Below are 26,539 nucleotides of genomic sequence, written 5' to 3'. Positions count from 1 at the left end.
AGAGAAAGACACATGAACTCTACAAATAGTCTTAGTGAGGCTACACACTGGAAAGCTACTTTTGATTCTAATTGGGAATGTAAAGAAACGTTATCATGCGTGACATTAGGAAAGGTATATGAATTAAAAAGAGGACAAAAAGAAGAGTTATATGTTATTGATGATAAAGGTGATTTGAGTACAATATTTCTTTGTCACAATGGAGAATTAGTTAAGATAAAAAATTTATATGGAAGTGAGTCAGGTGCATGACTGAGTATTATGTCAAAAAGCATCCAGAATTGAAAGAGGTGGTTGATAAACACAATCTTAAGTTTGACTTGGACAGTTGGGGTATGGGAGTAATAGTTTTTTATGAGGGGGAAGAAATCGGATATTGGTTTCAGAGTTTAAATGGGATAAGTATGCAGTACGCAATAGGATTTGGACTTCATAATGATTTTCATGAAAATTTTACACTATTGAGCGAAGGTATTGATTACAGAATTAATACGTACTTAACCAAATGAAAAATTCATTTCATTAGGGTGAAATATAAAATAAAAATATGTATTTACATAAGATATGTCGGTGTGATATTATTAATTTTATAAGAGAGGTGATTGAGTGGGATAGAGTTGAACAAGAGTCCTCCTGAAGTTTATAAAAAAATAAAAAATTAAAAAACAGAAGGGGATATATAATGGCTAATCAAAACCAAACGTTTGGTAATTTCGAAGTTAAGGGCTTCATAACTATAACGCCAGACACGTTCCAAATTGATCTGAAAGGTAAAAATACACCTACATGGAATTACTCTAGGATCAATATGAAAATGGAAGATGGTAATGGAAAGAGTTTTTATTTAAATGCTCAGGATGGATTTGATTCAATAAATGGAAAAACAATCTTTGCACAAATCAAAGACAGCAAAGAGCAGCTTCAAATTGCTTTTGCCGACCGAAATAATTCTGAAATTCTTTCGTATGTAGACGAATCATCTTATATTCGTGTGGCACTACGAAAAGTAGAAAAGTCAGAAGGCAAGAAGGAATGGGAGTACAACAACTTTTTAACTCTTTACGATGCAATTAATTTCCTTAAGCCACGACTTGAAACGGGAATGAAGTTGTCTGTATGGGGTAGAACAAAATATAGTCCGTATAACGATTCTCTAAACAAGGAGTTCCAAATTCAATCAATTTATTTATTGCCAGAAGACGATACGACAACACTTGGATTTAAATTTTATCAAAATGTACTATTGACAACCGAATCGTTAATTGATGATAAGTGGGAAGAAGAAGGCATAGCTACGCTGAAAGCAAAAGTAATTCAAAAAGTTAAGAAGAAGTTGACAGTTCTGCATATCCCACTAGTGATACGTAGCACACCAGAAAACAAAGAGAAGGTTCGGAGTGTTATTGAGAAATTTTATAAAGTTGATGGAGATAACGTTAGACGCATTCGTTTAGAAGGAAAGTACAGTGTTGGCTATGTATCTGGTCAAGTTAAAGAAGAGGATTTTCCACTTGAAGTAATTGAGTTAATCAATGATGGTATTTATACCAAAGAAGAAGTTCTCAAGATGTATGTAAATCGTGACTATGTAGATGAAATGACAGTAATTCGACCAGTAGTTAATAAAGATAGAGATACTAATAAAATAAAAGCCGACTATAGCGATACTGAGTACACGTTGGATGATCTGAATAATTTAGATAAAGAACCAGAACCAGTAGTTATTGCATCTAATCAATTGAAAGATGACGATTTCTCCTTTTTAGATGAATTAGAATAAGGTTTATACATATTAAATAAAAATAACATTAAATTGGAGTGTAAAAATTTGACTTTAAAATTTCGTAAACCAGAAGAACGTAAGCAAGGCTTGAAGATCCTATTCTATGGAGAAAATGGTTCAGGGAAATCGTGGACGGCACTTACATTTCCTAAAAATGCAGTTGTTGATTCTGAGTCTAAAATTGGAGTGAACGAATCAAACCCACGTTTTAAAGATAATATTGTTGGTATTGCTGATACCTCAAATTATTATGATGTAGTAGAACTAATGGAGCAGGTATTAAAAGACCCAAAAATTTGTAAGACATTTACTGTTGATTCTTACACTAAAGTCTATAATTCTGTTCAAGTTAGTGCAATGGAAGTTGAAGAGGAACGTGCTCGTAAAAAAGGCGGTAACGTTGATGATCAAACCATTTCTATGCGTGGTCATGGGAAAGTCAAACTAAATGTAGTACGACTAGATGATTTCATTGCTCAAGCTTCTGCAAAAGGTATCAATGTAATTGCAGTTGCACATAAAGAGGACGTAAAACAAAAATCAGGAGATAACTGGATTAAAATTGGAGAAAAGCCTGACTTACGCAAGAACGCTGAACATACATTCGATGTCGTGTTTCGTTTCTATAAAGAAAAAGATATTGTGACAGGAGAATATAAATATTGCGCTGATGTTGAAAAGGATACTACAAATACATATAAACTCGGTACAAAAATTGAAAATGTGACTTATGAAAACTTTAAAGAATATATTGAGCGAAATTCGAAAGCAAAGATAATTGATTCCAATTATGATAAAACTATTCAAACTAATATGGAAGGTATGAAAAAAGAACAAGAAGATTTTGAAACAATTGTGAAAGAGTTTAAAGATTTATATAAGAGACTAGGGGATACCGATCCAGAAAACAAATCAAAGATTGGTAAGCTAATGAAGGAAAAAGGTGTTGAGAAATACAATGATCCATTAATGGCATCTCAACTCAAAGAAGTTATTGAAAAGATGAAGAAGATGTAACTATTGTTTTATATGGGTGAGGGGATAAATCTCTCACCCATATTTCTAAAAGAGGTGAGTTTGTGAAATCTACGGTTAAATGTTATCAGTGTAAGGAAGATGTTCAAAAAGTTGATGCCATTATAGAAAGATATAAAACTTTAAAAAACGAGTATAATAGATATTTTCATTCGGATAATTGTCACCGAGTATACATCCAAATGATGGAAGAAGAGAGGAGATGGAAATCACTTTATCAATATATAAAAGTAGAAATCTTTAGATATGACACGATGCAATCTCTTAGTAAACACTGTGTAAGTAGACTTAAAGGGTTACGAAGTGGAAATTATGGGGTGAGGAAGAATACAAAGGTTTCGTTGAGTGAACATGGATATCCTTATGAAATTATACATATGACTTTTAAAGTAAAAAAGGTAGATATCTTAAATTCATTTGCAGATAAATCTAAGTTTTCTTCTGAAGAACATCAAGTCGATTATATGATGGCTATTATACAAAACTATATTAATGATGTTTATCAAAGAGTCAAAGAACGTGAGGAAAACGATAAAAAATTAAAGAGATTTATAGTACCACAATTTGATACAGAAATAAGTGCTGAATTCGTTAATAAGACAAAAATTGATAAAAATAAAGTAGCAAATAAATTAAAACATTTGTTTTAGTTGAGGTGGATAGGTGAGCATCAAGGAGAAAATTAAAGATATCTTAAAACCAATAGAAGCTAATGTTGTTGGGGTGTTTTGGAAGAGTCCTGAGCTTTATTTTGATTACCACGATTTATCTAAAGAACTGTTCAAGAATCCAATATGGCTATTTTTTTATACACTGGGTCAGAAAGTAGCACGTAAGGGCATAAAAATACTTGATGAAGTATCTGTAGAGGTATTCTTACAGGATAAAAGTAAATCGCATGAAAAGTATAAAGAATATGGTGGATACGATGTCATTGAAAACCTTAATTTCTATTCGACCATAGAAAATGCCGACTCATACATAAGTGAATTAAAGAAATGGGCTGCTCTATATGAAATAGCAGATAAATTAATCATCAATGAGAATACAATAAGTAATTTATCAGATCTAAATGTTAATGAGCTTTATGATTATTTTAATGCTCAACTGAATAACATCTTTATAAATGCTGACGATGGAATTGAGACACATAATCTTGAAGACGATCTTCTTGAAATTATCGATGAGGCTGATAGCGGATTAAACGTTGGGATGGAAATACCAAGTAAGATTTTAAATAGCGAAATTGGCGGAGTAATGGATGGGCAAATCTATCTTTTGGGAGGTTTAAGTGGAACTGGGAAAACAACTGCAACTATCCAATTAATATTATCTGCTGTTTTTGAAAATGAAGAAGCGTGTGTAGTAATGCTAAATGAGCAAGACCACGTTAAATGGAAACAAGAATTATTGACTTGGATTATAAATAATAAAATTGATCGAAATGAGATGCCTTTCTTCAATAAGAAAAGGTGGAGGCAAGGAAAGTTCACTAAAGATGAAAGAGTGCTGCTTGCCAACGCTAAGGATTACCTTGAACAAAAGATGATCAATAACAAAATCATTCTTTGCCACTTTAAATCATACTCTCGAAAGCAATCCGAAAAGATAATAAAAAAGTACGCTTCGTTGGGCGTTAAGAAGTTCGTATTAGATACTTTTAAGATTTCTTCAGATAGAGATAATAACGAATCATTCTGGCTATCAATGCAAGAAGATATGAGAAAGTTTGATGATCTTATAAAAGCTTCAAACTTAAATGTCCACTTATGGATTACATTACAGTTACAAAAAGGTAGTGTACTGAAGAGATATTTGACCGGTGATAGTATTGGTATGGCAAAAAATGTAATAGACGTTGCCACTGTAGGAATGTTAATGCGTAGGGTTAGAAATGATGAATATGCAGGTGGAAAATGGGAACTTAAAGTAATCGAACCAATTGGTACTAATTCGTCTATAACAACAGGTAGAGAAGTTGTTCTTAATCCAAATAAAAAATATGTAATTATATTTATTGAGAAAAATAGGAACGGAGAAAGTCAAGCATATCAAATTGTTGCTGAACAAGATTTAGGAAATATTATTTACAAGGAGGTTGGGATTTGCGATATTCCGTTTGACTCCTAAGTTAGAGGTGATTATCTCTGTGGATTATAAAGAATTGAAGAAATACATAATAAAAAATGATTTGCTTGAAGATTTACTTCATAAAATCGGATGTCATACGTTGAGTGTGTATTCAAAAGAAATAAGATGTGCATTGCCACAAGATGATGACAACAGTAAAGTATCTATATTTTTAAATGAAGAATTAAACGTAAGGATATTTACTAAAGGTAAAACAGTTTATGGAACAATATATGACTTAATAATGTTTATTTTTGATATCGGATTCAAGGATGCATATCAAAAATGTGCTATTTTACTAGGAGTCAGTGACATAAGTTGTCAAATGAAAAAGAAAATAAATCCATTGGATTGCTTTAAAGGCATAAAGAAAATCAAAACAGATATTATTGAACAAGAACAATATTACGATATATCTATACTATATCAATACTCAAAAACACCACATATCGACCTAATTAGAGAAGGAATATTACAAAGTGTTATTGAGAAATACTCCATTTGTTTTGATGAAAGAACTGATAGAATCGTTTTCCCACATTTTAAATATGACGATAAGGGTAAAATAGCAGGGTTGATTGGACGAACAGTAATTAAGGCTTATAAAGAACTCCATATACCTAAGTATTTCTCAATGGAAGGCATTAAGTATGAGAAAAGCAAAAACTTGTATGGTTTATGTCATAACATTGACGAAATAAAAAAAAGAGGAGTTATTCTGGTTTTTGAATCTGAAAAAAGTGTACTGAAAGCAGATATCTATCGACATCCAATTGGTATTGCAATTGGATGTCATGACTTGTCAGTATTTCAGAAGAGGCTGTTATTATCTTTAAATGTTGAGATTGTGATCGCTTTTGATAAGGATGTGGATGAGAATCATATTTTAACCTTATGTAAAGAGTTGAGCCTTTATCGTAAAGTCTCATATATAAAAGATAAATGGGGGCTATTAAAAGAGAAAGATTCACCTACCGATCGTGGGTATAAAAGATTTGAATATTTACTTAGAAATCGAGTAGTAGTATAGAAAGGAGCGAAATGTGGGTAAAAGAAAACAAGTTGTCGTACCTAAAAGATTTATCGATAGATTTGGTGAGAACCCGAATTTGTGGAGTTTTAGTAAGATCAATACGTTCGAAAATTGTTCGTTTGAGTATTACCTTGCAAGAATCAAAAAAGTTGAAAGTAAGGACAACATATACACAGTAGCAGGGTCGTGTTCTCATGATATACTTGAAGATTTCTATAATGGGAAAATCAAATATGAAAATATGATAAATAGATTTGAAGATGGATTTTTGGACATAGAGATTTCTGATTTTAGGTTTAGCAACGATGAAGAGAAGAATATTAAGATGAGAAAAAAGTACAAGGAGAGTATAGTTCATTTTTTTAATAACCATAAACCAGTAAATACAAAAGTCATTTCTGAGCAAACCGTATGGATTGATGTTAACGGAAATCTTTTTCTTGGGTATATTGATTCCATACATAAAGAAGATGAGTGTTACATTATCACTGATTATAAAAGCAGCAGTATCTATAAAGGTAAGAAAATTCAGGATCAGGCAAAGCAATTAAGGCTATATGCTTTAGGCTTGCATCAATACGGAGTTGAATTGGAAAAAATTAAGGTAAGATGGAATTTTATAAAATACACTAATGTTACTTACAAGTTAAAGAATGGAAAATTCAAGACAACAAGTGCTGAAAGAAACGGTTGGGTTAAAGCAATTGAAACTCCTTTAAAAAAGGATATTAAAAGTGTATACAATATAGAAAATTGGGAAGTTGATTTAAAATTTGAGGAATGTGTAAAAAATAATTCACTTTCACAATTACATGACGAAATAAAAAACAAATATGAAGTTGGAGATTGTTATGTCTATCCAGAGATAAACCAGAAAATTCTCGATGAACTTGTAGTTGAATTTGAGAATAGCATCAATATAATTAACAGTCGGACGGATCTAGAAGATGACTGGGAAAGAGAAGAAATTGGTCAAAAGGATTCCTTTTATTGCTCAGTATTATGTGGAGTTAAGAGTCATTGTAAGTACTATAAGAAACATTTGAATAACAACGGATGTAAAGCGAAGAACGAAGAGAATACTTTAAATGATTTAGACTTACCTTGGGAGTGATAAAGTGAATAATTATGTTACATACCATCTTCATTCTGATCTCAGTAATCCTACGGTTTCAACAGGGGCTGATAGTACCACAAAATACAAACAGTATCTTGATAAAGCTGTTGAATTAGGTATGACATCAATCGCTTTTTCAGAGCATGGGAATATCTTTAACTGGGTACAAAAGAAGCAGGAGACTGAAAAACGAGGGTTAAAATATATTCATGCAAATGAAATTTATCTAACTGAGCATATTGACAAAGAGAAAGGGTTAATTCGTGATAACTACCATTTTATGCTTATTGCGAGGAATCTAAATGGAGTCAAAGAATTGAATGCTTTGACCTCCAAATCGTTTAATCGTGAAGATGGTCATTTCTACTATAATCCTAGACTTTCATTTAATGAGTTATTTTCCACAAGCGATAATTTACTAATGACGAGTGCCTGTCTAGCGTCCCCACTATGGAGAGCAATAAAAAGAGAGAATAAACAAGTACTGCAATCACTACAAGATTTTTTTGAAAAGAATAAACACAGAATGTTTCTTGAAATTCAATATCATTTACACCCTGAACAAGTTGAATTCAATAAATGGCTATATCAGTTTTCAAAAGAAGCTCAAATTCCTCTTATTGCAGGAACAGATACTCACTCACTAAATAAAGAGCATCAGGCAGCGAGAAAGATTCTTATGATGGCAAAGGGTGCAACGTATGGCGATGAAGATTTATTTGATCTTACTTTTAAATCCTATAATGAACTTGTGCAAATGTTTAAATCGCAAAATGCAATTCCAGAAGATGCGTACCTAGAAGCAATATATAACACTAATATTATGGCTAATATGGTTGAACAGTTTTCATTAGATAGTAAGCCAAAATACCCAAAACTGTACGATAATCCTATTAAAGTATTCAAAGAAAAAATTGAATCAGGAATTAAGAGTCGAAATGTAAATTGTCTGTCAAAAGAAGTTAGACCAAAGTACATTGAACGTATCAAAGACGAGTTCGCTGTATACAAAAAAACCGATACTATAGATTATATGTTACTTCAGACTAATATTATTGATTGGTGTAAGAATAAAGGCATCTATCAAGGATATGGAAGAGGATCGGTTAATGGTAGCCTTATTGCCTATTTACTTGGTATTACCGAGATGGACTCAATAAAGCATAACCTAAACTTTTTCCGTTTTCTTAACCCAGAGCGTGTAACACTAGCAGATATCGATATTGACTTTCCACCGAGTAGACGACAAGAAGTTATTGACTATGTTGCCAACTTAAGAAAAATTCATTTTAGTGAGATTATAACGTATAATACAATTGCTCTAAAGGGAGCGATTCGTGAAGTTGGAAGGGCTTTAAAAATTCCATTGTTTGAAGTAGACGAAATAGCAAAATCAGTTTATAAAGATGATGAAAAAGGCGATGTTGTTAACCAAAAATATAGAGACAAATATGCAGAACTTTTTAGTTATGTGGATTTATTAAATGGAGTAGTTATAAGTATAGGATCTCATCCTTCTGGATTCTTGGTTTCACCTATAACATTAGATGATAATATTGGGCTTTGTTATACAAAGGAAAGTAAGTATGCAGTTAGTCAGATTAATATGAAAGAGCTTGAAAGTCTCAATTTTGTTAAATTAGATATTCTGGGATTAGCAAACATCGAGATTATTAATGACACATGTGAACTTGCAGGAATTGAAAGATTAACTCCCGATAATATCAATGAAAATGACATCGACGTTTGGAGCGCTCTTACTGATAGTACATTAGGGATATTTCAATGGGAGTCAGAGACAGCTTATAATTATATTAAAAAATTATTAGATAAGGAAACTATAAAAAAAATTAAAGTAAAATTACCAAACTATAAATTGATTGATTTACTCTCAGTTGGTAATGGAGCAATTCGTCCTTCTGGAGCCTCATATCGTGATAATCTTGCTCAGGGTATATTTAAAGACAATGGTCATGAGGGGCTTAATGAGTTGTTGTATGATACTTTAGGATATCTTGTTTATCAAGAGCAAATCATGCGCTTTCTAACTCAGTTTTGTAACTTTTCTGACGCGCAATCTGATAGTGTTAGACGTGGTTTAGCAAAGAAGGTTGGAACCGAGCAATACTTAGGAGACATTCAAAATGGATTTTTTAATTTTATGAAATCTAAGTATGAAATTGATCAGGATAGAGCTTCAGAGTTGCTTTCTTCTTTCCTTGATGTTATTAGAGATGCTTCTGATTATGGATTTTCGGTAAATCATTCGCAACCATATTCCTACACAGGATATATATGTGGGTATCTTCGTTATCACTATCCTTTAGAGTTCTTAACTGTAATGTTGAATATTAATAATGACGACAAAGAAAAGACAGCAAAGATTTTTGAGTATGCAAAGCAAAAGGGTATACAAGTTAAAAGTATCCGATTCGGTAGATCGAGAGCAAATTATTCTGTAAATCAAGAGGAAAAGGTAATCTATAAGGGTGTCGGATCAATTTCTTTTCTTAGTAGCATTGTTGCAGAAGAACTGTTTAAAATTAGCACGGAAAACTATAATTCATTTGCAGATTTACTATTCCACATTCACTTAAATACGAGTGCTAATTTTAAACAAGTACGCATCCTAACCTCTTTGGGTTACTTTGATATGTTTGGTAAGAACAAAAAATTATTGGCAATTGTCGATGAGTATGAGAATAGATTAAAAAATAAAAATCTCAAAGAAGAAACGAAACAGAAAAGGCTTCAATTAATAAGAGAGTTTGAATCATCGGAAGAAGATATATCTCTTGGGGTAAAAGAGCAAATTAAAGCTGAAATTGATTATTATGGATATGAAGTAACTACATTCGAAAAATCTCCTTTGAGTGTCTTCATTATCACTGAAATAAACACTAAATACGCTCCAAAGATACGGTTATATAATTTGAAAAGTGGAGAAGTGTTGGTTCTCAAATGTAATAAGAATGATATGAAGAAAAACTTGTTTGGTGAGCTATCAATTATTCAAGTTAAGATGATCTTGGAGAGAGCTAAGAGAAGAAAAGTGAATAATGAATGGATTGATACGGGGGAGAAAGAAAAGTATTTGTCAGATTGGACAGTTCTAAGATAGTAAATAAAAATATGTATACAAAATAAAACTGATGTGTTAATGTATAAATATAGAAATTGAAAGGAGGAATCATATGAAGGTATTACCTACACAACATATTGCAGACCGAAAAGCACATACATATATAATGAATCGTAAGAACACTAAAAAAGAAGGACAAGGTTTTCAAGAACAATTTATAAAGGCTCTTGAAAATAAATCAAAGCTGAATCGAATGTATATCTGATGAAATACATATTTCATTATATTAATTAAAATAATGAATTGATACATAATTTAAGAAGAGGTAATTTTGAAAAAATGGGTTTGACGTTGCGAGAATGGGCAGAGAGAAAGAATTACTCTCCAGACAAGGGATAAGCTTCACCAACCCTTCCAAACACCAAATGCACGACATGATACTGCCGTACAGGTAAATCAGGAAACACAAACCGGACGTTATCGCTGTTTCGGATAGCTTCAATGTCAAAAGGGATACCGTGTCGTCGAAACTTTCTCACTAACCTAGCAGATCGGCTACACGGCACTAGATAATAAAACGATTTTTGCATGATATATCACTCCTTTTGATAGAGCATATCTCTATCATTTGGGACAAAAAAAGGAGGGCAACTTCATGAAGATAAAGGCGATTTTAGAAGTAGAAATTGATATTGATGAATCTACGTATAACAGCCTTGATGTGAATGTAATAGATGCGGTGGGGGATGCGGAGGCTTATAAAGAAATTGAAGACAGGGCTAGATCAATCACTACACAATGCATAAGTGCAGAGATAATCGAGGAAGAAGTTGGTCTATACGCGCTATTTAAACGAACTTTTGGCTTTGAGCCATGCCAGCATACCATTGATGCAATTAAGGAAGATGTTAGTTATGCAGTAATTGATGAAGGGGCTTCTCTTAAAAGAGTGTTTCAACTCGCTAAAGATTTTTACGACGAACATAAGTCACATCAGGACGACATAGCTTATTGCTTTGAGATAGCGCTCGCTGATGAAGTGCTGATTTAATAAGCCATATGCAACGCTGCTATGAAAGTGGTTGCTTAATAAACGGTAATTTAGATAAATGGAGGTGATCGTTATTGAAAGGATAAAACATTTTTTTCGAAAAATGGAATGTCACATTGACGGACATTACTTCAAAGGAAAAATGCACCACAATTCAGAGGACAATATCTATCAACATGAATATCGAGAAAAGTGTGAACGCTGTGGCGGAATAAGAGTGCAGGAAATATGCTTACGCAAGATTTGGATTGGAGATGTAGGCTATTGGTCGTACTGGTACATCAAAGAAACAGGTAAAAGAATTTGGTGATTTAACAAAACAAACAACCTGATAAATGGAGGTATTGATTATGAGAAAAAGACCTGCAATGTGGGCAATTGGTTTCAAGCATCAGGAAGCTGCATTTTACAATTTCATGAAAGGTGAAGAAGATACCAACCTAACTTTTAATCATCTAGTCCCAACAAAAGATATGGCTGAGGATTTTCTTGAGGATTACTTGGCAATTTCATATGTGCCAATTCCTGTAACGATTATCAGTTATTCCGAGGATGGAACTTTTGCCTATGCCTATGATCCACTTCATGAATGGGAGTAATCGTAGAAACCATTGCTTGTGATAAGGGAGGATGCGGAATGAACGAATACAAACTATTTAAGGTTAACGAAGAATATCCAGAGTACATCGTTGCTCAAACAGCAGAAGAGGCTCTAAATGATCATAACGAACGTGGCGGTAAAGAAGGTGCTGTGGTAACAATTGACGAGGTTAAAGAAATATCGCTCGATACAGTTGGTAATTTCGAGCAAGAGGACAGCAGCCGTAAACTGATGAGCTTTCGAGATTTTCTTGGACAAGATTTTGCTTATAAAGAGCCAACATGCATTTGCTGGAACGACTAGGAGGATAAAAGATGATTAGTGCTTGGTGGTTGGTATTAATAGTCCCGTTGTCCGCATCTTTTGGGACTCTCCGAACTTGCAGCTATTTGAAGGAGGATGAGGAATGATCGGTAGGTTATCGCAACACCTGTTCAAGCATGCGACAAACACAAAAGAAAGTCGGGATTCTTTGAGCAGATAGGAGATGTAAATACATAGCGAGGTGAAGTGTAAATTGAATTGGATGTTCCAAGGTATGAAATGGTATCAAGTATTATTATTCATTGTTAAATTGCCATATTTCATAGCTGTAGAAAAAGGATGGCTACCAAAAAAATTTGATCATAGAAAGTAATATTAAGTCAAAAATTTTAGGGGCGCTGATACATGATAAAGGAAGAGATTAATAAGAAATTATTTGAGATTCTGGGTCTAGTAGAAAAGGATAATGGGTTTTGGTGTTACGTTGAACGAATTTTGGACAATGAAATAGTTGCTGAAGGTTATGAGGGACATTTCTCTTTTCTTACAGGTGATGGCATGTTGCTATTGATTGAAGAGGCAAGAAAAGAGAATATTCGTTTTGAAATAACTACGCACGTTGAATTGAATTTAGTACTATGCGGAATTGATGTAGTTGAACATAATTCTTTTACACATGTTGCAAGTCACATCCATTTACCTACAGCAGTAGCCCTAGCCTATCTAAAAGCTAAAGGCGTGGACATTACGCCGAATGTGGAGGGAGTGGCATGAATGGATCAATGCCCACATTGTAAAGGATGGTTTGTGCAGTGCCCATGCTGTGGTGAAAGTTTTTGTGAGGATTGTAGGCTACTAGAACGGGATGCAGTAGATACTGAAGAGGGAGTTCATGATTAATGAGCAGAGAGATTGACGCTAAAGTGGCGGAGTGCTTGGGTTGGACAGAAATTAATCCACATCAAGAGCTGATAGCAGGTGGGCATGGAATAGGCGTTAGAAAGGGAGAGGTTAACACAAATTTAAAAGGGTCTTTACTAAGAACCCCTATCCCCTACTATTCATCATCTGGCGAAGATATGTTATGGCTAATTGCTGATGCAAGAGAAGATGGATATCTATTTGAAATGAGCGAATCGCCTATAGATTCTGCTTGTAAAGTATCGAAATGGAATGAGACAGAAAAAACATTCGAACTACTATCGGTCTTTCACCTAGAAGAGATCAATTATTTGCCAGCAGTTGTAGCACTTGCATATTTAGAAGCTAAGGGTGTGGATATCACGCCTTATCTAAAGGAGGAAAAATAAATGACCAATAAAGAAAAAATTGATCTATTAAACTCTTTACATGACAAGGTTGTCGACTGGGAATGTAGTGGAAACGAGTGCTACTATATCATGATTCATTTAGATGATGAGGCAAAGGCAGTATTAAGTAAACTAGGTGTCGATCAACAATACATACTAGAAAATCAAGTTATGTGTAGTGACGGTGAGATTGCTTTAGATATTGTATATATAGGTTTTAATGATTGTGGAGCAGTCTATTGGAACTGTGAAACTGGCTTTAAAGAAAAGGTGAATGAAAATTAAAAAAATATTTGAAGAAATTCTTTATTTCACGTTTGCCTTTTCTCTAGTACTTGGACTGTCGGCATGTATGTACGGAATCGGTTGTATTGTTGGAAGTTTTATAGGTGAAACAGAAACATTCTCAATAGTTGGCTCTTTTGTAATTGTAATGTTGCTGTGGATACTAGCAGAAATTATAGAGATAAATAACAGCCATTTAATTAATGAAGAATATTTGAATATTGGTAGAGAAAGGAGATAAATATATATGTCATACTTCCGTATTGATGATCAAGTTGAGATTATTTCGACTAGCTATGATACAGAAAAGCGTAAATTTTATGGATCAGTAGCTAGAGTGATTGATATCAAGAAGTCAAACAATGGTGGATGGACTGACACTGATCTACGACTAGTATTTAATGATGGTTATGAAACATGGCTGGCGGCAGAGGATTGTGTAAACCATTAAGAAATCTCTGAAAGATTATACCAAGCTTTAAACTCATTCTATGCCTTTGAAGTTATGACAGCTTTAGGAGGGGGAGTAGTAAATCAATTTAAAAAGCAAAAAGCCCCCATGTAGGGAGCTAAGATACAAAACGAACAAAACTAGGGGATCGCAAAAGTCTTGACTTGGTGTAGCACTGAAACTTAATTTCACATTTTATCAGTGGTTGTACGTATTTCCATTTGTCAGTATCTTTTGTAACTATTTGATCTGAAATTTGATAGAATTGCTTCCTTGCATCAGGCGGAACGAATTCCATGACTCCAAGATAATTACCATCCTTAGACAAAGACCATCCAAACTCATTTTTCCTAATTCCAGTGATAGTCACTGTTTCATATAGATAAGCTTTTGTTTTGAGCCAAAAATGACTACGTGTATCTAGTAGGTAGGGACTATCCAAGTCTTTTGAGACAATGCCTTCAAGTCCAAGTTCTTTTGTTTTATTGAACAATCCTACGCCATCATTTGAAGATGGGCATATAGAAATCTCATTTGAGGGAGATATCACTGAATTTAAAATATCAAGTCTCTCATACAGAGGTAGTTTAGTTAAATCTTTATCATTCAAATAGAGTATGTCAAAGGCTACAAAGTGGCTAGGCAATGTATGAGATAAACGTTCAATTTGTTGGTCGTTTTTAGTCATCAAACGCTTCATGACAGATTCAAAACAAGGTTTTATTCCTTCCATTACAACCATTTCGCCATCAAAAATAGCATTCTTTATGGGGAAGGATGGTCTAATCTCAGGAAAAGGTAATGTGCATTCGTTCTGATGTCGAGTGAAGAGTCTGGTATTTCCATTATCGTATGACATGATGCAGCGAAAACCATCAAATTTGAGTTGGTGTGTGAGATTGCCATGAGGTGGTAAATCAGACTTATGCAACAACATAGGCTTTATAGGCTTATTTATCATAGCAGCATTCCTCCAAGATTAGAGTAACACTTTGAGGGATGATAATTTATATAAAAATATTGGAAGTGATATACAGTGATTAAGAACAAGTTTGAAATAATCTGTAATAATTGCGGACAGGCTACAGTTTTTACACAAGATCAAGATAATAGAGATAAGGTAATCACCAGCAACGATTTCATTACAATATGGTGTTGTTACGGAGAATGGATGGTTAGTTGCGAGTGCGGAGTAGACATTAATAATAGATATGAAAATTAAGACGCATAACTAGGGGGATAACTATGAAGATTTATCTTGTTTACAGTATTGACTGCTCTGATGATTATCCGCAATTAATTAGCGGTCATAAAAGTGAACAAAATGCCAAGAAAAAAGTTGAATCCTTAACGAGAGCTGAATTGGAAAGAGTGGCAAATTGTAGCGACTGGGTTAGTACGGGGATTGGATCAATGCCCGAACTTCCATATGAATGTACTTATACACATGTAGCTATAGACCTTGAAGATTAAAAAAATATATGTGGAGGTGTTCTATTGAAGAGCTATCATCCAAGCTATCCTCAAGAGAGCTTCGTTTGTGGAAGTATATTAACTTTCAGCAAGAGGGAAGAAAAAGAAATATCACTGATAACTGGTACGGTGCTTAGTAATAGCAAATGGACGCAAGATGGCGAACCATATATTGAAGTAGGATTTAACCAAAAGATTTGTAAATACATTACAAATTGGGATATGATGAAAGATTGATTTTATCACTAAAAAAAGAAGGACGTGTTCAAATGAGTATTGAAATTTACTTCAAAGTAGACAAACTATATGAGTATCTGTGCGATGTTCCCGAAGATTCAACAAAAGATAAACTTAACGAAGCAATTGATAAAGCTATCAGCATTGTTGAAGAAATTAAAGATGATGTATATGAGTTACGAGGAGAACTTGAGGGAGTAAGTATTACAATTCAAAATATTGTTCGAAATATCTAAAGGAGAAGATACAAATGGGAAAAGTTAAATTACCTAAAGAAGTTGCAGAAGCAGTTGAGTGGCTTATAAAAAATGGTTATTCAAAAGAATGGATTGCAAGAGAACATTTAAAAAATCCAAGAGATTGGTGCAACGGGGCTGTAGAGTTGAGAGGATTAGAACTTGATATATTATTAAAAGCATTATTTATAGGTTATGAAGTTGAAATGACACCAGAGGAAAAATTGTATCAACTATACAAAGAATATGAAGACAAATACCTGACAAGCTCAAAAGACGAGCTGTCACAGAAGTACAACCTTATTTGTCAAGGAATAGAGATTGCTGTGGACAAGCTAGGATATAAAATTGGAGGCATCAATGCCTGATGAAATTGTAGTTTTATTAGAAAGGGAGATGACGTAAGATGAAGATCATTACCAGTAAGAATATTAATTTCGTAGTCGGAATGGCTGGGAAAGCAGGAGAAATTAACGAATACCTAAAATTAAATAAAAATAAAAAATAAAAGGAGAATATTGTAATAAATGATGATTGTAAAGCCTTACGTAATTACATGGGAGAGTCTAAAGGAAAGAAGTTTAATTGAATGTATTGATATCCCAATGTATGCAGAAATTCTTTCATTTGAAGTAAATAACCGTGAATTGATAATGAATGTACTTCAAGATAATGAGCAGAAAGAAAAACACTCTGTAAAAATTGCATTAATTCAAAGCGGAATTGATGTCACCGATATGATTGAAAAGAATCTCATCTTCTATCAAACTATCCGTTTCAACAACAAATCTTACCATGTCTTTTGTAATGAATTTATTTAAGTATCAATAAAGGAGGCGCAATGCTAACACAGCTATTTACCTTATCATTGTTTCTTCAATTAAATGCTATTGGAGTTGACGAAGCACTAGTGGCATTAAACGAGAAACAAGTTGATAAACAAGAAGTGCGTGCAGCGACTGAAGAGATAAATACATATAAGCAATACGACATTCCATTGTCAAAGGACTTGCAGCAATATATACATAAACAAGCGGAAAAGTATAATTTAAGTTACGAATTGATGTTAGCTTTAGCTCATACAGAGTCAACCTTCAGAACTGATATTGTATCGTATGATGGATCAAGCGTTGGACTATTCCAAATCAACACAAGAAATACGATTGATTGGCTCGGTGACAATGTAGGACTAAGTAAGCCCAATGCAAAGAGTCCATATCACTCAGCTCAGATGGCGAGTTGGTATGTGAATTACTTAAAGGAAAAGTATTTTAATGAAGGATACAGCGAAGAGACAGTTATTAAAAGAGTATTGATTGGCTATAGATATGGAATTAGTAAAAGCGCAAAATATGTAAGACAAAATGGATTACACCATAAATACATAGACAAAGTATTGGCATATAAGAACAAGCTTGAAAGTGGGGAACTGGATGCAAAATAAAAAATTTGAGGAACTTGGCAAAGAAATTGGGGCATTTACAGGCTTAAAACAAGAAGCATATGGGAATAGCGTAGATAAGTCATTTGAACTGATGAAAATTTTCCTTAAAGAATATAAAAATAATGATGATACATATACAATACCAGAAGTTCTTTTAAAACACTTGTTGCTACAGGTTCGGATGATCGACAAACAGAATCGGATTTTTTCAAATCCAAAAGGAGATTTAATGGGAGAGTCACCTTATAAAGATTTAACTGGCTATAGCTTAATTGGGGTAGAAATGGATAACTTTTAAAGCTATTTAGTAGGAGTTAAAATTTTCTTTGGTGTATCTTTTCCAAGGGATTTGTGAAGGGTGAATAGCACGCAAGAGATTAACAACATCTCTTCTCCCTTTATAATGGAGCATTCCAATGGTATCTTGAGTGGCTAATATAACATCGTATGAATTAAAGTAACGAGCGTAATATCTCATTGCTTTATCTGAGGCAAACTTACTGTTAAATTCACTCTTAGGTATCAGCACGATTGGAAAAGATACACCACAATGTGTAATAACAGTTGCTTTAAACATCATATTCTTCACCTCATGAGATGATTTATTTAAAGTTTCCTCCTAACCCTTATTTTATTGTTCAAGAAGAAGAAATATTCAGGATAAAAAATGGTGGAAGCTACATTTAGGAGGGATACTTATTTTGAATTTCTTCAATGTGTTTAAAAGAAAGTCTAAACCTGAAATTAACTTAGAACAAATGTGTCAATTGGTGCGTAACCATAGTGAGATTGTAAAGGAGTATAGATACACTAAAATTTTTCATTATGACATTCTATATAAAACTAAAATTGACGACCTTTGTTTTGAGCTGTTCGAATATCGTTTAGATAAGAAGTTCTATTTAAAAATTTATCTAGAAGATGACTTTGGTAAATTACTTATATTTAATTCTGAATTGATTACGTATGAAGAATCGCCATATCGCTTTAGTGGAAGATGGAAGAATATGATTTTACTATATTTCAAAATAATGGAGGAAGAAATCGATATAATGAATGATCTTCTTGCAGAAGAAGAGATAATAAGAGCAAGAAAGAAAAAAGAGGAAGAAATAACGAAAGCTAGAGAGATAAAAGAGGAAGAGGAAATTTTACATGTGCACTTTGAAAACGAATATGAGTCTATTTTAACTCAATTAGAGAACTAGAATTCTACATACCTAAATTTGTTTTCTTTATCTGATTATTAATTTAAGGAGGTTTTTTGTGGAAAAGATTCAGCTTCACGAACTTAAGGATATCTACAGGCTTGATCACGGCATTATTCTAGAAGTGAATAAATACAAACCATTAGGCAACTTTCTTAGCTCAGAATATAAGAAGAAATCGAAGAAGGTTAAAGGTCTTACACAGGGATATGAACTGAAAGAAGAATATAAGGGTTATCCAAAAGGAACTATTATTTTATATGACCATCCAGTAGAAGCTAAAAGTGACATAAAAAACTTCACGTTTGAATTGAAATTAAGTGGTGGATCATTTCTTGGGGATTATTTGAAGCATAGAAACATATATCAACAGATTGAAAAAATCATTGCTTCATATGAAGCGGAATAGAGGGAGACATGAAACGATTTAAGGTTACTGTACAAAGAGAAGATGTATACATAATTGAATTGAATGAGCTGCTATTTAGTGAAGATTGGATGAAACAGTTTAGAGAAGAATTCTATGATTTCCATACCTTAGAACAACACGCTGAACACATCGCTCAATTAAGAGCAAGATTTGGAGGGGGGCGTTTGGAAGGATACGGAGTACCGTTGATAAATGGCAAGACACAAAACTTTTATGATCATCCTGAAGCGGGAATCAATATTAACATAGTAAGTGAAGATGAAGAATGTGATGCATATACAGAAGAATTAAAATAAAACAATTTAGTGAGGGAGATAAACAAAGTATACGAAGAGGGGATTATGGTGTGCTGGTATTATAAATGCAATCTATTCGATGTGGAATTTCCCAATTTAGAGCCACGTCTTATCGAAAAAAATTAGCAGATAGACTACTGAATGACTTTTTGAACTCCGTAGACTACATGCCTATGCTCAATAAATTAAATAATAGCGTAAGGAGATAGTCTATGAGAATTTTATCAGAAATAATTGATGATGTGATTGATGGAAAAATGCCTGCTCATGAAGAATGTTATTACGCTTTGAAGGTGTATAGAGCCATGTTAAATATCGACCACCGACAACTTAGGGAAGAATTGTTGAGCGAAAAGCGTTCGCCTGAGTTTATCAGAAAAATGAAAGCAGAAACCTCATTTGATATGTACAAAGGTGCATTGTCAAAGACTCCTAAAGAATGGCTACGAGAGTAAACTTTTAAGCAAAATAAAAATTCACTAAAAATCTGGGGGAAAGTGTATGACAATTGAGCAAAGCATTAAAGATGTAATTTCTAAGAAACTGGAAGATGGTACTGTTGAAAAGTTAATTGAAGAACAACTAGAGAAAGGCATTAACAATGCCTTAAATAGCCTGTTCGGTTCATATGGAGATGTCACTAAAGTTATCGAAAAGAAGGTTAAGTCGGTTATGATTCCTTATCTAGAATCGTATGACTACTCGGAATACATTGTAAAGCTAGACAGTGTTCTTACCGATGTCTTGAAGCATTCTGCTCTGGAAAATAAAAAGCTGCTGACAAATTTCAAATCGCTGATAGAGCCTAGTGAACATGAAAAGTCGCTTAAGGTAACTGACTTGTATGAGAGATGGATGGATTACGTAGCAAAGAATGTCAATACAGATGATCTGAAAATTGATTATGATGATGGTGTTAGTTATGAATATATTGATGTAAGGTTTGAGGTTGATTACAACGAGAATCGAAATTGGGATATTTATGAGTATGCAGTACTATCTTTTGAATGTGAACAAGATAAGGAAATGAATTTCTCTATTAGGTTATCTCGATGGAAAGAGGGATCAGATAAGGGATGGAATATGAATTTTGACTCTGTTCACGAACTAAGCTCATTAAGACACTTAAAAGAGTTTGAAATCCAGTTGATGAAGTTGGCTCAGAACCATACCAAAATCATACTTGATAAAGATTATGATCAAGATGTAATTCAGCCAGAAGCTGAACCTGAAGCTACGTATAGTTAAAATATGGTTTTCAAGTCCATTAGAAGAGATAAGGGGAGTTTAAATGAAGTCTATCATTAAAGGAGAAAAAGTAAAAAAAGAATATTATTTGGGTTGTTACCAAGGAAGCAGTTGCTTTGGCTACGAGCCTGTTTATTACAAAATAGATGTAAACTATCCTAGTGAAAAAAATGGGGAAATTTCATCAAGCGAAGAATTTCTTGAATATATCACAGTGAAAGAGACTGAAAATATAAATAGAATTCTAAGAGAAAAAGATACAATTTTAGTTGACGAACAACACCTTAAAATTTATAAAGTTGTTCATGACACTGAAGGAAATGTCATTTACTTTACTGACTATAAAGAAGTAGTAGAGGACTTAGACTCTAAAACTGAAGCTGAGAAAAATTTTGAATTAAGGAAGTTATTTCTTGAGGAAAGAAAAAAAGAAAAATCTCAAGTCAATCAAGAAACACAACTAAATAATAATAACTTGCCAAAAAATAGTCGTAAGCGTTGGTGGGAATTTAGTGAATAAAAAATTATAGCAGTTGACGACTGCAAACTACTCGGAAGGATAATAGCAATAGCTTACTGTGAGAGGAGTAAAATCTAATGTTGAGTCGAGGGGATTTAATTGAACTGGGAAATTTAGTTGAGGATAAGATTAAGATTTGCAGAGAGACAAGCGGAAGGTTTAATAGTTCCATATTGGGTAAGCAGCTAGATGAAAGTAGAAAAAAAGAAATTTTAAAATATGAAAGATTAAAAGTGAAAATCCATGATCAGATGGGTGATTTTGATGAGCAATAAAAGTTGTGAAGACTGTGTGCATCATAGAGTATATACATGTAAAAATGATATAGCTGGTTGGTATTCATATTGTACTGGAGTCATATTACAAAATGGTCAGAGCAAAAAGAGTGAATGGATTAATAGTTTATCTGAAGCCCAAGAATGTGATTTTTATGATGAAGACTCATGGATGAAATGAGGGGGATGACAATTGGAGATTCTATTAAAAGCATTTGCACAAATGATAGGATTCACAACAGGTATCTTGTTTATTGTTTGGTTTATGAATAGAAAAAGCTCAAAAGAAGTTTATTATCATTATGACTATATGGATTACATACTTTTCAAGGAAATTGTAGAAGTCTACAAAATTATTGGTGGGGATTATGGAAGAGTAGCATTGGAAACTGAAAAAATATTGAAAGAATACAAAAAAGATTGGAGTAGTAAGACTTTGAAAGAGGCACATGATGTAATAAATTCAATAAAAATCCCTGATGATGATGTGTGGCAAGAGGCTTGTCTCAAATGGGCTGAAGTTAAGTATAAAAAGGAGATATAAAATGAAAAAGGCATTGGGTATTGTGATGTTTATTAGTGGACTGTTATTAGGGCTTTATGTGGGTGGTTGAATATGTTTTATAGGTGGCATAACAGAATTAGTTGATATTGTATCCAATGCGATGAATGGGAATGAGATAAATGGATTATCAGCAGCATTAAACATTGGAAAGCACGATGCGATTAGAAATGCAATTGATAAGCTTGAAGTAATTAGAGACATAAAATAAGAAGTTAAAGGAGGATTCATTGTGTATCAATGCCCAGAATGCAAGGAAAAACTTGTATGGCTCTCAGATCAAGACAACGGAGGCATTATAAGTAATGAGTACTGCTGCAATACATGCAACATTGAAGTTATCAAGTATAGAAATCCAAAATCAACAACTGAAGAGTAATGGAATCAAGAATTTATTATGCACCAAGGGAGGGAGTTTAGTCTAATGAGCCTTAAAGGTAAAGGAATCAAAGAAATTAAAAATGTTTCATTGTTTGATTCAAATAGAGAAGTTATTTATGTATGGAAGTCAATTTTTAAATCCAATCTATCAAACGATATAATTTATTCAAATGAAGAGGAATAGAAAGAGCTGATATTTAAATAGAAGGAATGATAGTGGGGGAGTGAATATTTGGAGAAAGAACAATTAGGAAGCTTAGAAATTAACCGTATTTATCATATGGATTGTTTAGAAGGAATGAAACTAATACCAGATAAAAGTATAGATATGATACTGTGTGACTTGCCATATGGTCAAACCGCAAGAAACAAATGGGATACTGTTATTCCTTTTAAGCCTTTATGGGAACAGTATGAAAGAATTATTAAAAGTAATGGAGCTATTGTGTTATTCGCCAATGGAATGTTTACCGCAGATTTGATGGCAAGTAATAAAAAAATGTGGAGATATAACCTAGTGTGGGACAAGGTATTACCAAGTGGATTTTTAAACGCAAAAAAGATGCCATTGAGAAGTCACGAAGATTTATGTGTTTTTTACAAGAAACTTCCTTTGTACAATCCCCAAATGGTTGAAGGAGACGAATGTCACAGTAGAGGTAAAGCAGTAGGGAAATCTCAAGAAGATTTTTCAAGAAACACAAATTATGGACAATTCCAAGCAGTAAATACTAAAGGTAATCTAAAATATCCTAAGTCAATCTTAACATTTAAGAAACCACATCCATCAACTACACAGCATCCAACACAAAAATCAGTAGAATGTATAGAGTGGCTGATTCGTACTTACACCAATGAAGGGGACATTGTACTCGATAATTGTATTGGATCAGGCACTACAGCAGAAGCAGCAATAAATACCAAAAGAAGTTTTTTAGGATTTGAAACTGAATATAAATACATAGAAATTGCAAATCAACGAATTGAAAGTACATATTACGAAATTGCTGATCAAAAATTACTTAATATTACTCAATGAAAAGTGAGTTTTATTATATACATTACGTTGATTCTAACTAAAAAAATACCTCCCTCAGAAACTGTTCTTGAAGGAGGTATTTTTACCTTAATCCATTGTTCTTTTATCAAACGTATCTTTTCTAACATCAAGCGATCTGCCATTTATTCTTATATGAGTGTCATCCGTCCATTCAACATCAATATTTGATTCTTTCCAACTCCAATAAATAAGCTTGTCACCAAAAAAACCGACATTTACATCTACTCTCAGCCCACCTTCATCCCCAAAGCGATAAACTTTTGCAGTGTATGTATTATTAGGAGAGTTCACTACTTGAACTAAATTGCCCTGTTGTAGAAACAGTGTAGAATAGAATGCTAAATATACGACTAGAGATAGAAACACTATTAAAGAGATTAATATTATCAGTAGTCTTTTGAATAGTGTCTTCATAGCGCTTCGCTCCGTTTTTTAGGTTAAAGTTTTTTATTTATTCAAAACTATCGTTCAAGTACCAATTAATTCCTCTACGAATAGCTTTTTGATCAGTTGGATCATCAAAGTATGTATCAAACCAACTTAACCTTGCTGTACCAGACAAGATTTGAACCATCCCTGCTGCACTGAGGAGAGTTTTAGTGCCAAAGTGATATCTACCTACATAGCCAAAGTGAATATTTCCAATGTCTTCCCCAGTGAGATAATATGTTTCTCCGTCAATTCTTACAGTTCTTGTTTTATCCCATCCGATTTCTCTTTTTAAGTCCCAAGCTCCTCCTGATCTTACTTGTACGGCAAAATAAGAAGCTGTTGCTAACCAAGGATCAATACTAGGGTTAAAGCGAGCTGCTTGTTCATAAGCTTTTTCTTTGCCCTTTAAATCGTCAAGGTTTGCATATGCTTTGCTTGCAAGTGGATACTTTGCAGGTTCGTCAGGAATGGCTCTGGCAGTTATCTCGTCATCATTTGGCTTAGACTCTTCAACATGGGACAATGCCTTTAATTCTTCCACAGTTGCAACTGATAATTCAAAATCTGAGTTATACTTTAGAATACCTTCCTCAACACCTTCATTTACAGAGCTTACAACTTCTTTGTAGGAATCCACAAGTTCTTTGTTTAAATTTCCAAAGTCAATTTCAGAAATATTTAGGGTTCCATCCTTGTTCAAGTTAATGTCTTCCTTAAGATTGTTTGTAATGTACTCATGAAGGTCAGTTACATTCTTAATGTTCGGAAAAGTTTCCTCCTGTGCATTTACTTGTGAATAACCAGTAAATAACATCAAAACAGCTAACGTAGCACTTAGTATCTTTTTCATAAAATTCCTCCTATTGATTTAATTGGATAACTTTTCTAATTTTACTATTATCTTAATGTTAATGCAATTATAAAGACAGACCCAATAAACTTGCTAGACAGATTATGAGCGGAATAGTACGGCAGGCAGATGGAACCGTCAAGCCAAGTCGTGCAAACAGTAAAGCCGTAGCGGAGTTCGGGTCTAGGTCAAACGTATGGGGATACTCAACAGGAGAAGGTAAGTCTTCGAGAGATGATATAGCTTTCAGGCATCCAGCTATCTTCCCCGAAGCCTTTGTGCGAGATCATATCTTATCGTGGTCTAATGAAGATGGAACCGATCTACATCGACGGCGATGAACCTCAACTTATCACTTGTGGAACGGATATCACCACACTTTCTGAACTTTTTGAGAGGGGCGAATTTTAGTGGCTAATCCCACTATTTTCACCTCGAAAGTTAAATACCCAGAAAACGAAAATATGAGACAATAGACTATTATGTCCTTTATAAATAAATTATTATTATAGCTTTTCTATAAGTATTTACCTCCAAATATTTTATTGTTTGGGGGTTTTGTGTGTTATTCTATCTATTTACATATATTACAAATAATGGTATATTAAATTGGTAAAAATTGAGAGGAGCGATTATGTTGAAACGAAAATTTCTTCCTGTTGCAACTTTGGCACTTGCTTCTGTACTTATGATCCAGAATAATCATAACGTTTTAGCAGAGCGTAACAACGAATTGAATAATGATATTGAAGCTGATGAGCATTCTTTAGGTGCAGATGAAAAAGAAATATTAGCAGAAAAGGCACAGAAATATCAAGATGAGGAAAACGAAATTATTGAGGATGAACGAAATAGGTTTAATGAAGAAGTGGAAAAGTACATAGAAAAGCAAGAGGAAAAACAAAGCTTGGATATGTCTTTATCCTCAGATGATGGATTGGATCACATAAAAAAAGAAAGTGCTGCCAGACTCAAAAAGAAATTAGACAGCTTATCGAGGAAGCAGGGATGGGTAGACTTAAGCCCTGAAGAGACAAAAGGAATTGTTCCATATTCGGAAGAAGGAAGTCTAAACCTCACTGACTACAAAATACAATATATAAAAGAAGACAAAATGTACAAATTCAGTGCTGAATGGGAGTTTGAAGATCCTGACGATTGGGACATTTATGGTGACGGAAAAGACTTTGCAGCCCTGAGAAGCACAGAGCCATTAAACTTCATTAGATCATTTTGCAGATCGCAACAATATGTAGTTGAGAAAAGGTCAGGTAGAGTTTTGCAGAAGATAAACAGTGGTTATGATGAAGATGGCAAATCAGAAGGAAACACCATTACAAAGAAATACGAAAATCTTCATGGTGTTATTTGGAATGTACGAGATTACGTATATGAGACGGATGATATACACCATCCAACCCATATTGTGAATGATACAGCATGGGGAAGAGCCTCTACTTTCTTTCAACTAAGGAAATCTTCTGAAAGACCAAAACTTTTCATGGATTACGAACATAACTGGTTAAATTATAAATGGTCTACTTCATTTAGCATTTCAGGGGTAAATTTAACTGGTAGTGGTATGAGCATTAGCTATGATGAAAAGCCTAATCGAATGTTTAAAACAAGCAAAGGAAGAGCTTTATCTCTATAATTCATTACTCTTTGATTATTGTGTCATTAAAATTTTTGGAGTATAGTTGTAAAGCGCTCTAATTTCTAGGAGGAGTGAGTCTTCTGTGAAA

The 26,539-nt window shown here is 33.5% G+C and carries 40 protein-coding genes; 35 read left to right on the top strand and 5 right to left on the bottom strand.

The genetic code is table 11. The annotated features are described in order from the left end of the window. Positions 1-12 precede the first annotated feature (12 nt). The 9 genes from EEL30_21665 to EEL30_21625 all read left to right on the top strand — a co-directional run bounded on the left by EEL30_21665 (position 13) and on the right by EEL30_21625 (position 10,219). Complete coding sequence (locus EEL30_21665; protein ID QDX94653.1) at positions 13-252, top strand: hypothetical protein; 240 nt, start codon at positions 13-15, stop codon at positions 250-252. Next, positions 249-509, top strand: coding sequence for a hypothetical protein (locus EEL30_21660; protein ID QDX94652.1), 261 nt, complete (start codon positions 249-251; stop codon positions 507-509). Before EEL30_21665 ends, EEL30_21660 begins: the two co-directional genes overlap by 4 nt. Positions 510-682: 173 nt before the next feature. Further along, a complete protein-coding gene (locus tag EEL30_21655) occupies positions 683-1,780 on the top strand; it encodes a hypothetical protein (GenBank protein QDX94651.1) in 1,098 nt (365 codons plus the stop codon). Between the two features lie 9 nt (positions 1,781-1,789). Beyond that, the gene (locus EEL30_21650; protein ID QDX94650.1) at positions 1,790-2,800 is read left to right on the top strand and encodes a hypothetical protein; all 1,011 of its coding nucleotides are present in this window, start codon (positions 1,790-1,792) and stop codon (positions 2,798-2,800) included. Between the two features lie 62 nt (positions 2,801-2,862). After that, complete coding sequence (locus EEL30_21645) at positions 2,863-3,468, top strand: hypothetical protein (GenBank protein ID QDX94649.1); 606 nt, start codon at positions 2,863-2,865, stop codon at positions 3,466-3,468. Positions 3,469-3,481: 13 nt separating this feature from the next. Next, the gene (locus EEL30_21640; GenBank protein ID QDX94648.1) at positions 3,482-4,948 is read left to right on the top strand and encodes a helicase; all 1,467 of its coding nucleotides are present in this window, start codon (positions 3,482-3,484) and stop codon (positions 4,946-4,948) included. Continuing rightward, positions 4,938-5,978, top strand: a complete 1,041-nt coding sequence (locus EEL30_21635) for a DNA primase (GenBank protein QDX94647.1) — start codon at positions 4,938-4,940, stop codon at positions 5,976-5,978. The genes EEL30_21640 and EEL30_21635 overlap by 11 nt, the downstream gene beginning before the upstream one ends. Before the next feature lie 13 nt (positions 5,979-5,991). After that, a complete protein-coding gene (locus tag EEL30_21630; GenBank protein QDX94646.1) occupies positions 5,992-7,095 on the top strand; it encodes a hypothetical protein in 1,104 nt (367 codons plus the stop codon). Between the two features lie 4 nt (positions 7,096-7,099). Continuing rightward, positions 7,100-10,219 (top strand): DNA polymerase III subunit alpha, encoded by a 3,120-nt coding sequence (locus EEL30_21625; protein QDX94645.1) that lies wholly within the window; start codon positions 7,100-7,102, stop codon positions 10,217-10,219. Positions 10,220-10,557: 338 nt separating this feature from the next. On the opposite strand, the gene EEL30_21620 is transcribed toward EEL30_21625, so the two are convergent. Then, positions 10,558-10,770, bottom strand: a complete 213-nt coding sequence (locus EEL30_21620; protein ID QDX94644.1) for a hypothetical protein — start codon at positions 10,768-10,770, stop codon at positions 10,558-10,560. Positions 10,771-10,835: 65 nt separating this feature from the next. Here EEL30_21620 and EEL30_21615 point away from each other — a divergent pair, with 65 nt between their 5' ends. The 9 genes from EEL30_21615 (at position 10,836) to EEL30_21575 (ending at position 14,142) form a co-directional block, all read left to right on the top strand. After that, positions 10,836-11,231 carry a hypothetical protein gene (locus tag EEL30_21615; protein ID QDX94643.1) on the top strand — a complete coding sequence of 132 codons (396 nt, stop codon included), beginning with the start codon at positions 10,836-10,838 and terminating at the stop codon, positions 11,229-11,231. A 58-nt stretch (positions 11,232-11,289) separates the two neighbouring features. Continuing rightward, complete coding sequence (locus EEL30_21610) at positions 11,290-11,541, top strand: hypothetical protein (GenBank protein QDX94642.1); 252 nt, start codon at positions 11,290-11,292, stop codon at positions 11,539-11,541. 40 nt (positions 11,542-11,581) lie between these two features. Further along, positions 11,582-11,830, top strand: coding sequence for a hypothetical protein (locus EEL30_21605; GenBank protein ID QDX94641.1), 249 nt, complete (start codon positions 11,582-11,584; stop codon positions 11,828-11,830). A 38-nt stretch (positions 11,831-11,868) separates the two neighbouring features. After that, a complete protein-coding gene (locus EEL30_21600) occupies positions 11,869-12,135 on the top strand; it encodes a hypothetical protein (protein ID QDX94640.1) in 267 nt (88 codons plus the stop codon). A 366-nt stretch (positions 12,136-12,501) separates the two neighbouring features. After that, the gene (locus tag EEL30_21595; GenBank protein QDX94639.1) at positions 12,502-12,870 is read left to right on the top strand and encodes a hypothetical protein; all 369 of its coding nucleotides are present in this window, start codon (positions 12,502-12,504) and stop codon (positions 12,868-12,870) included. A gap of 125 nt (positions 12,871-12,995) precedes the next feature. Continuing rightward, positions 12,996-13,406 (top strand): hypothetical protein, encoded by a 411-nt coding sequence (locus EEL30_21590; protein ID QDX94638.1) that lies wholly within the window; start codon positions 12,996-12,998, stop codon positions 13,404-13,406. Next, positions 13,407-13,691, top strand: coding sequence for a hypothetical protein (locus EEL30_21585; protein ID QDX94637.1), 285 nt, complete (start codon positions 13,407-13,409; stop codon positions 13,689-13,691). It begins immediately after the preceding gene. Continuing rightward, positions 13,681-13,932: a hypothetical protein gene (locus EEL30_21580; protein QDX94636.1), complete on the top strand. Its 252-nt coding sequence runs from the start codon at positions 13,681-13,683 to the stop codon at positions 13,930-13,932. Before EEL30_21585 ends, EEL30_21580 begins: the two co-directional genes overlap by 11 nt. A gap of 6 nt (positions 13,933-13,938) precedes the next feature. Next, positions 13,939-14,142, top strand: a complete 204-nt coding sequence (locus EEL30_21575) for an ATPase (protein QDX94635.1) — start codon at positions 13,939-13,941, stop codon at positions 14,140-14,142. A gap of 118 nt (positions 14,143-14,260) precedes the next feature. On the opposite strand, the gene EEL30_21570 is transcribed toward EEL30_21575, so the two are convergent. Then, complete coding sequence (locus EEL30_21570) at positions 14,261-15,103, bottom strand: DNA polymerase LigD (protein ID QDX94634.1); 843 nt, start codon at positions 15,101-15,103, stop codon at positions 14,261-14,263. 284 nt (positions 15,104-15,387) lie between these two features. Here EEL30_21570 and EEL30_21565 point away from each other — a divergent pair, with 284 nt between their 5' ends. The 7 genes from EEL30_21565 to EEL30_21535 all read left to right on the top strand — a co-directional run bounded on the left by EEL30_21565 (position 15,388) and on the right by EEL30_21535 (position 17,830). After that, positions 15,388-15,615, top strand: coding sequence for a hypothetical protein (locus EEL30_21565; GenBank protein ID QDX94633.1), 228 nt, complete (start codon positions 15,388-15,390; stop codon positions 15,613-15,615). Between the two features lie 24 nt (positions 15,616-15,639). Beyond that, on the top strand, positions 15,640-15,852 hold the full coding sequence (locus EEL30_21560) for a hypothetical protein (GenBank protein ID QDX94632.1): 213 nt from the start codon (positions 15,640-15,642) through the stop codon (positions 15,850-15,852). Continuing rightward, positions 15,849-16,088, top strand: a complete 240-nt coding sequence (locus tag EEL30_21555) for a hypothetical protein (protein ID QDX94631.1) — start codon at positions 15,849-15,851, stop codon at positions 16,086-16,088. The genes EEL30_21560 and EEL30_21555 overlap by 4 nt, the downstream gene beginning before the upstream one ends. Positions 16,089-16,102: 14 nt before the next feature. Next, positions 16,103-16,456 (top strand): hypothetical protein, encoded by a 354-nt coding sequence (locus EEL30_21550; protein QDX94630.1) that lies wholly within the window; start codon positions 16,103-16,105, stop codon positions 16,454-16,456. Positions 16,457-16,615: 159 nt separating this feature from the next. Continuing rightward, on the top strand, positions 16,616-16,909 hold the full coding sequence (locus tag EEL30_21545; protein ID QDX94629.1) for a hypothetical protein: 294 nt from the start codon (positions 16,616-16,618) through the stop codon (positions 16,907-16,909). 20 nt (positions 16,910-16,929) lie between these two features. Next, positions 16,930-17,532, top strand: coding sequence for a hypothetical protein (locus EEL30_21540; protein ID QDX94628.1), 603 nt, complete (start codon positions 16,930-16,932; stop codon positions 17,530-17,532). Next, positions 17,522-17,830, top strand: coding sequence for a hypothetical protein (locus EEL30_21535; GenBank protein QDX94627.1), 309 nt, complete (start codon positions 17,522-17,524; stop codon positions 17,828-17,830). The genes EEL30_21540 and EEL30_21535 overlap by 11 nt, the downstream gene beginning before the upstream one ends. Positions 17,831-17,836: 6 nt before the next feature. On the opposite strand, the gene EEL30_21530 is transcribed toward EEL30_21535, so the two are convergent. Continuing rightward, positions 17,837-18,109: a hypothetical protein gene (locus EEL30_21530; GenBank protein QDX94626.1), complete on the bottom strand. Its 273-nt coding sequence runs from the start codon at positions 18,107-18,109 to the stop codon at positions 17,837-17,839. 124 nt (positions 18,110-18,233) lie between these two features. Between EEL30_21530 and EEL30_21525 the strand changes: the two genes are divergently transcribed. The 9 genes from EEL30_21525 (at position 18,234) to EEL30_21485 (ending at position 23,491) form a co-directional block, all read left to right on the top strand. Continuing rightward, positions 18,234-18,740: a hypothetical protein gene (locus tag EEL30_21525; protein ID QDX94625.1), complete on the top strand. Its 507-nt coding sequence runs from the start codon at positions 18,234-18,236 to the stop codon at positions 18,738-18,740. 58 nt (positions 18,741-18,798) lie between these two features. Beyond that, a complete protein-coding gene (locus tag EEL30_21520) occupies positions 18,799-19,149 on the top strand; it encodes a hypothetical protein (GenBank protein ID QDX94624.1) in 351 nt (116 codons plus the stop codon). Positions 19,150-19,157: 8 nt separating this feature from the next. Then, entirely contained in the window at positions 19,158-19,466 is a 309-nt protein-coding gene (locus EEL30_21515; protein QDX94623.1) for a hypothetical protein, read from the top strand. A 212-nt stretch (positions 19,467-19,678) separates the two neighbouring features. Further along, entirely contained in the window at positions 19,679-19,921 is a 243-nt protein-coding gene (locus EEL30_21510) for a hypothetical protein (protein QDX94622.1), read from the top strand. Positions 19,922-19,967: 46 nt separating this feature from the next. Then, positions 19,968-20,714, top strand: a complete 747-nt coding sequence (locus EEL30_21505; protein QDX94621.1) for a hypothetical protein — start codon at positions 19,968-19,970, stop codon at positions 20,712-20,714. Positions 20,715-20,757: 43 nt separating this feature from the next. Beyond that, entirely contained in the window at positions 20,758-21,234 is a 477-nt protein-coding gene (locus EEL30_21500; GenBank protein ID QDX94620.1) for a hypothetical protein, read from the top strand. Between the two features lie 77 nt (positions 21,235-21,311). After that, entirely contained in the window at positions 21,312-21,509 is a 198-nt protein-coding gene (locus EEL30_21495; protein ID QDX94619.1) for a hypothetical protein, read from the top strand. Positions 21,510-21,702: 193 nt separating this feature from the next. Next, positions 21,703-22,053 carry a hypothetical protein gene (locus EEL30_21490; protein ID QDX94618.1) on the top strand — a complete coding sequence of 117 codons (351 nt, stop codon included), beginning with the start codon at positions 21,703-21,705 and terminating at the stop codon, positions 22,051-22,053. A gap of 679 nt (positions 22,054-22,732) precedes the next feature. Next, positions 22,733-23,491: a site-specific DNA-methyltransferase gene (locus EEL30_21485; GenBank protein QDX95853.1), complete on the top strand. Its 759-nt coding sequence runs from the start codon at positions 22,733-22,735 to the stop codon at positions 23,489-23,491. 87 nt (positions 23,492-23,578) lie between these two features. On the opposite strand, the gene EEL30_21480 is transcribed toward EEL30_21485, so the two are convergent. After that, entirely contained in the window at positions 23,579-23,803 is a 225-nt protein-coding gene (locus EEL30_21480) for a hypothetical protein (protein ID QDX95852.1), read from the bottom strand. A 160-nt stretch (positions 23,804-23,963) separates the two neighbouring features. Further along, the gene (locus tag EEL30_21475) at positions 23,964-24,581 is read right to left on the bottom strand and encodes a hypothetical protein (protein QDX95851.1); all 618 of its coding nucleotides are present in this window, start codon (positions 24,579-24,581) and stop codon (positions 23,964-23,966) included. Between the two features lie 847 nt (positions 24,582-25,428). Between EEL30_21475 and EEL30_21470 the strand changes: the two genes are divergently transcribed. Next, positions 25,429-26,448, top strand: coding sequence for a hypothetical protein (locus tag EEL30_21470; GenBank protein ID QDX94617.1), 1,020 nt, complete (start codon positions 25,429-25,431; stop codon positions 26,446-26,448). The last annotated feature ends 91 nt before the right edge of the window (positions 26,449-26,539 follow it).

The sequence above is a fragment of the Brevibacillus laterosporus genome (assembly GCA_007833815.1).
GTDB lineage: Bacteria > Bacillota > Bacilli > Brevibacillales > Brevibacillaceae > Brevibacillus_B > Brevibacillus_B laterosporus_D.
Note: the sequence above shows the minus strand (reverse complement) of the source record. Positions and strands in the feature narration are given on the sequence as shown.

Coding starts and splice junctions, on each gene's coding strand:
- EEL30_21665 (QDX94653.1), top strand. CDS start 13: ATGAACTCTACAAATAGTCTTAGTGAGGCTACACACTGGAAAGCTACT.
- EEL30_21660 (QDX94652.1), top strand. CDS start 249: ATGACTGAGTATTATGTCAAAAAGCATCCAGAATTGAAAGAGGTGGTT.
- EEL30_21655 (QDX94651.1), top strand. CDS start 683: ATGGCTAATCAAAACCAAACGTTTGGTAATTTCGAAGTTAAGGGCTTC.
- EEL30_21620 (QDX94644.1), bottom strand. CDS start 10,770: ATGCAAAAATCGTTTTATTATCTAGTGCCGTGTAGCCGATCTGCTAGG.
- EEL30_21615 (QDX94643.1), top strand. CDS start 10,836: ATGAAGATAAAGGCGATTTTAGAAGTAGAAATTGATATTGATGAATCT.
- EEL30_21610 (QDX94642.1), top strand. CDS start 11,290: ATGGAGGTGATCGTTATTGAAAGGATAAAACATTTTTTTCGAAAAATG.
- EEL30_21605 (QDX94641.1), top strand. CDS start 11,582: ATGAGAAAAAGACCTGCAATGTGGGCAATTGGTTTCAAGCATCAGGAA.
- EEL30_21600 (QDX94640.1), top strand. CDS start 11,869: ATGAACGAATACAAACTATTTAAGGTTAACGAAGAATATCCAGAGTAC.
- EEL30_21595 (QDX94639.1), top strand. CDS start 12,502: ATGATAAAGGAAGAGATTAATAAGAAATTATTTGAGATTCTGGGTCTA.
- EEL30_21590 (QDX94638.1), top strand. CDS start 12,996: ATGAGCAGAGAGATTGACGCTAAAGTGGCGGAGTGCTTGGGTTGGACA.
- EEL30_21585 (QDX94637.1), top strand. CDS start 13,407: ATGACCAATAAAGAAAAAATTGATCTATTAAACTCTTTACATGACAAG.
- EEL30_21580 (QDX94636.1), top strand. CDS start 13,681: ATGAAAATTAAAAAAATATTTGAAGAAATTCTTTATTTCACGTTTGCC.
- EEL30_21575 (QDX94635.1), top strand. CDS start 13,939: ATGTCATACTTCCGTATTGATGATCAAGTTGAGATTATTTCGACTAGC.
- EEL30_21570 (QDX94634.1), bottom strand. CDS start 15,103: ATGATAAATAAGCCTATAAAGCCTATGTTGTTGCATAAGTCTGATTTA.
- EEL30_21565 (QDX94633.1), top strand. CDS start 15,388: ATGAAGATTTATCTTGTTTACAGTATTGACTGCTCTGATGATTATCCG.
- EEL30_21550 (QDX94630.1), top strand. CDS start 16,103: ATGGGAAAAGTTAAATTACCTAAAGAAGTTGCAGAAGCAGTTGAGTGG.
- EEL30_21545 (QDX94629.1), top strand. CDS start 16,616: ATGATGATTGTAAAGCCTTACGTAATTACATGGGAGAGTCTAAAGGAA.
- EEL30_21540 (QDX94628.1), top strand. CDS start 16,930: ATGCTAACACAGCTATTTACCTTATCATTGTTTCTTCAATTAAATGCT.
- EEL30_21535 (QDX94627.1), top strand. CDS start 17,522: ATGCAAAATAAAAAATTTGAGGAACTTGGCAAAGAAATTGGGGCATTT.
- EEL30_21530 (QDX94626.1), bottom strand. CDS start 18,109: ATGTTTAAAGCAACTGTTATTACACATTGTGGTGTATCTTTTCCAATC.
- EEL30_21515 (QDX94623.1), top strand. CDS start 19,158: ATGAAACGATTTAAGGTTACTGTACAAAGAGAAGATGTATACATAATT.
- EEL30_21510 (QDX94622.1), top strand. CDS start 19,679: ATGAGAATTTTATCAGAAATAATTGATGATGTGATTGATGGAAAAATG.
- EEL30_21505 (QDX94621.1), top strand. CDS start 19,968: ATGACAATTGAGCAAAGCATTAAAGATGTAATTTCTAAGAAACTGGAA.
- EEL30_21500 (QDX94620.1), top strand. CDS start 20,758: ATGAAGTCTATCATTAAAGGAGAAAAAGTAAAAAAAGAATATTATTTG.
- EEL30_21495 (QDX94619.1), top strand. CDS start 21,312: ATGTTGAGTCGAGGGGATTTAATTGAACTGGGAAATTTAGTTGAGGAT.
- EEL30_21485 (QDX95853.1), top strand. CDS start 22,733: ATGGATTGTTTAGAAGGAATGAAACTAATACCAGATAAAAGTATAGAT.
- EEL30_21470 (QDX94617.1), top strand. CDS start 25,429: ATGTTGAAACGAAAATTTCTTCCTGTTGCAACTTTGGCACTTGCTTCT.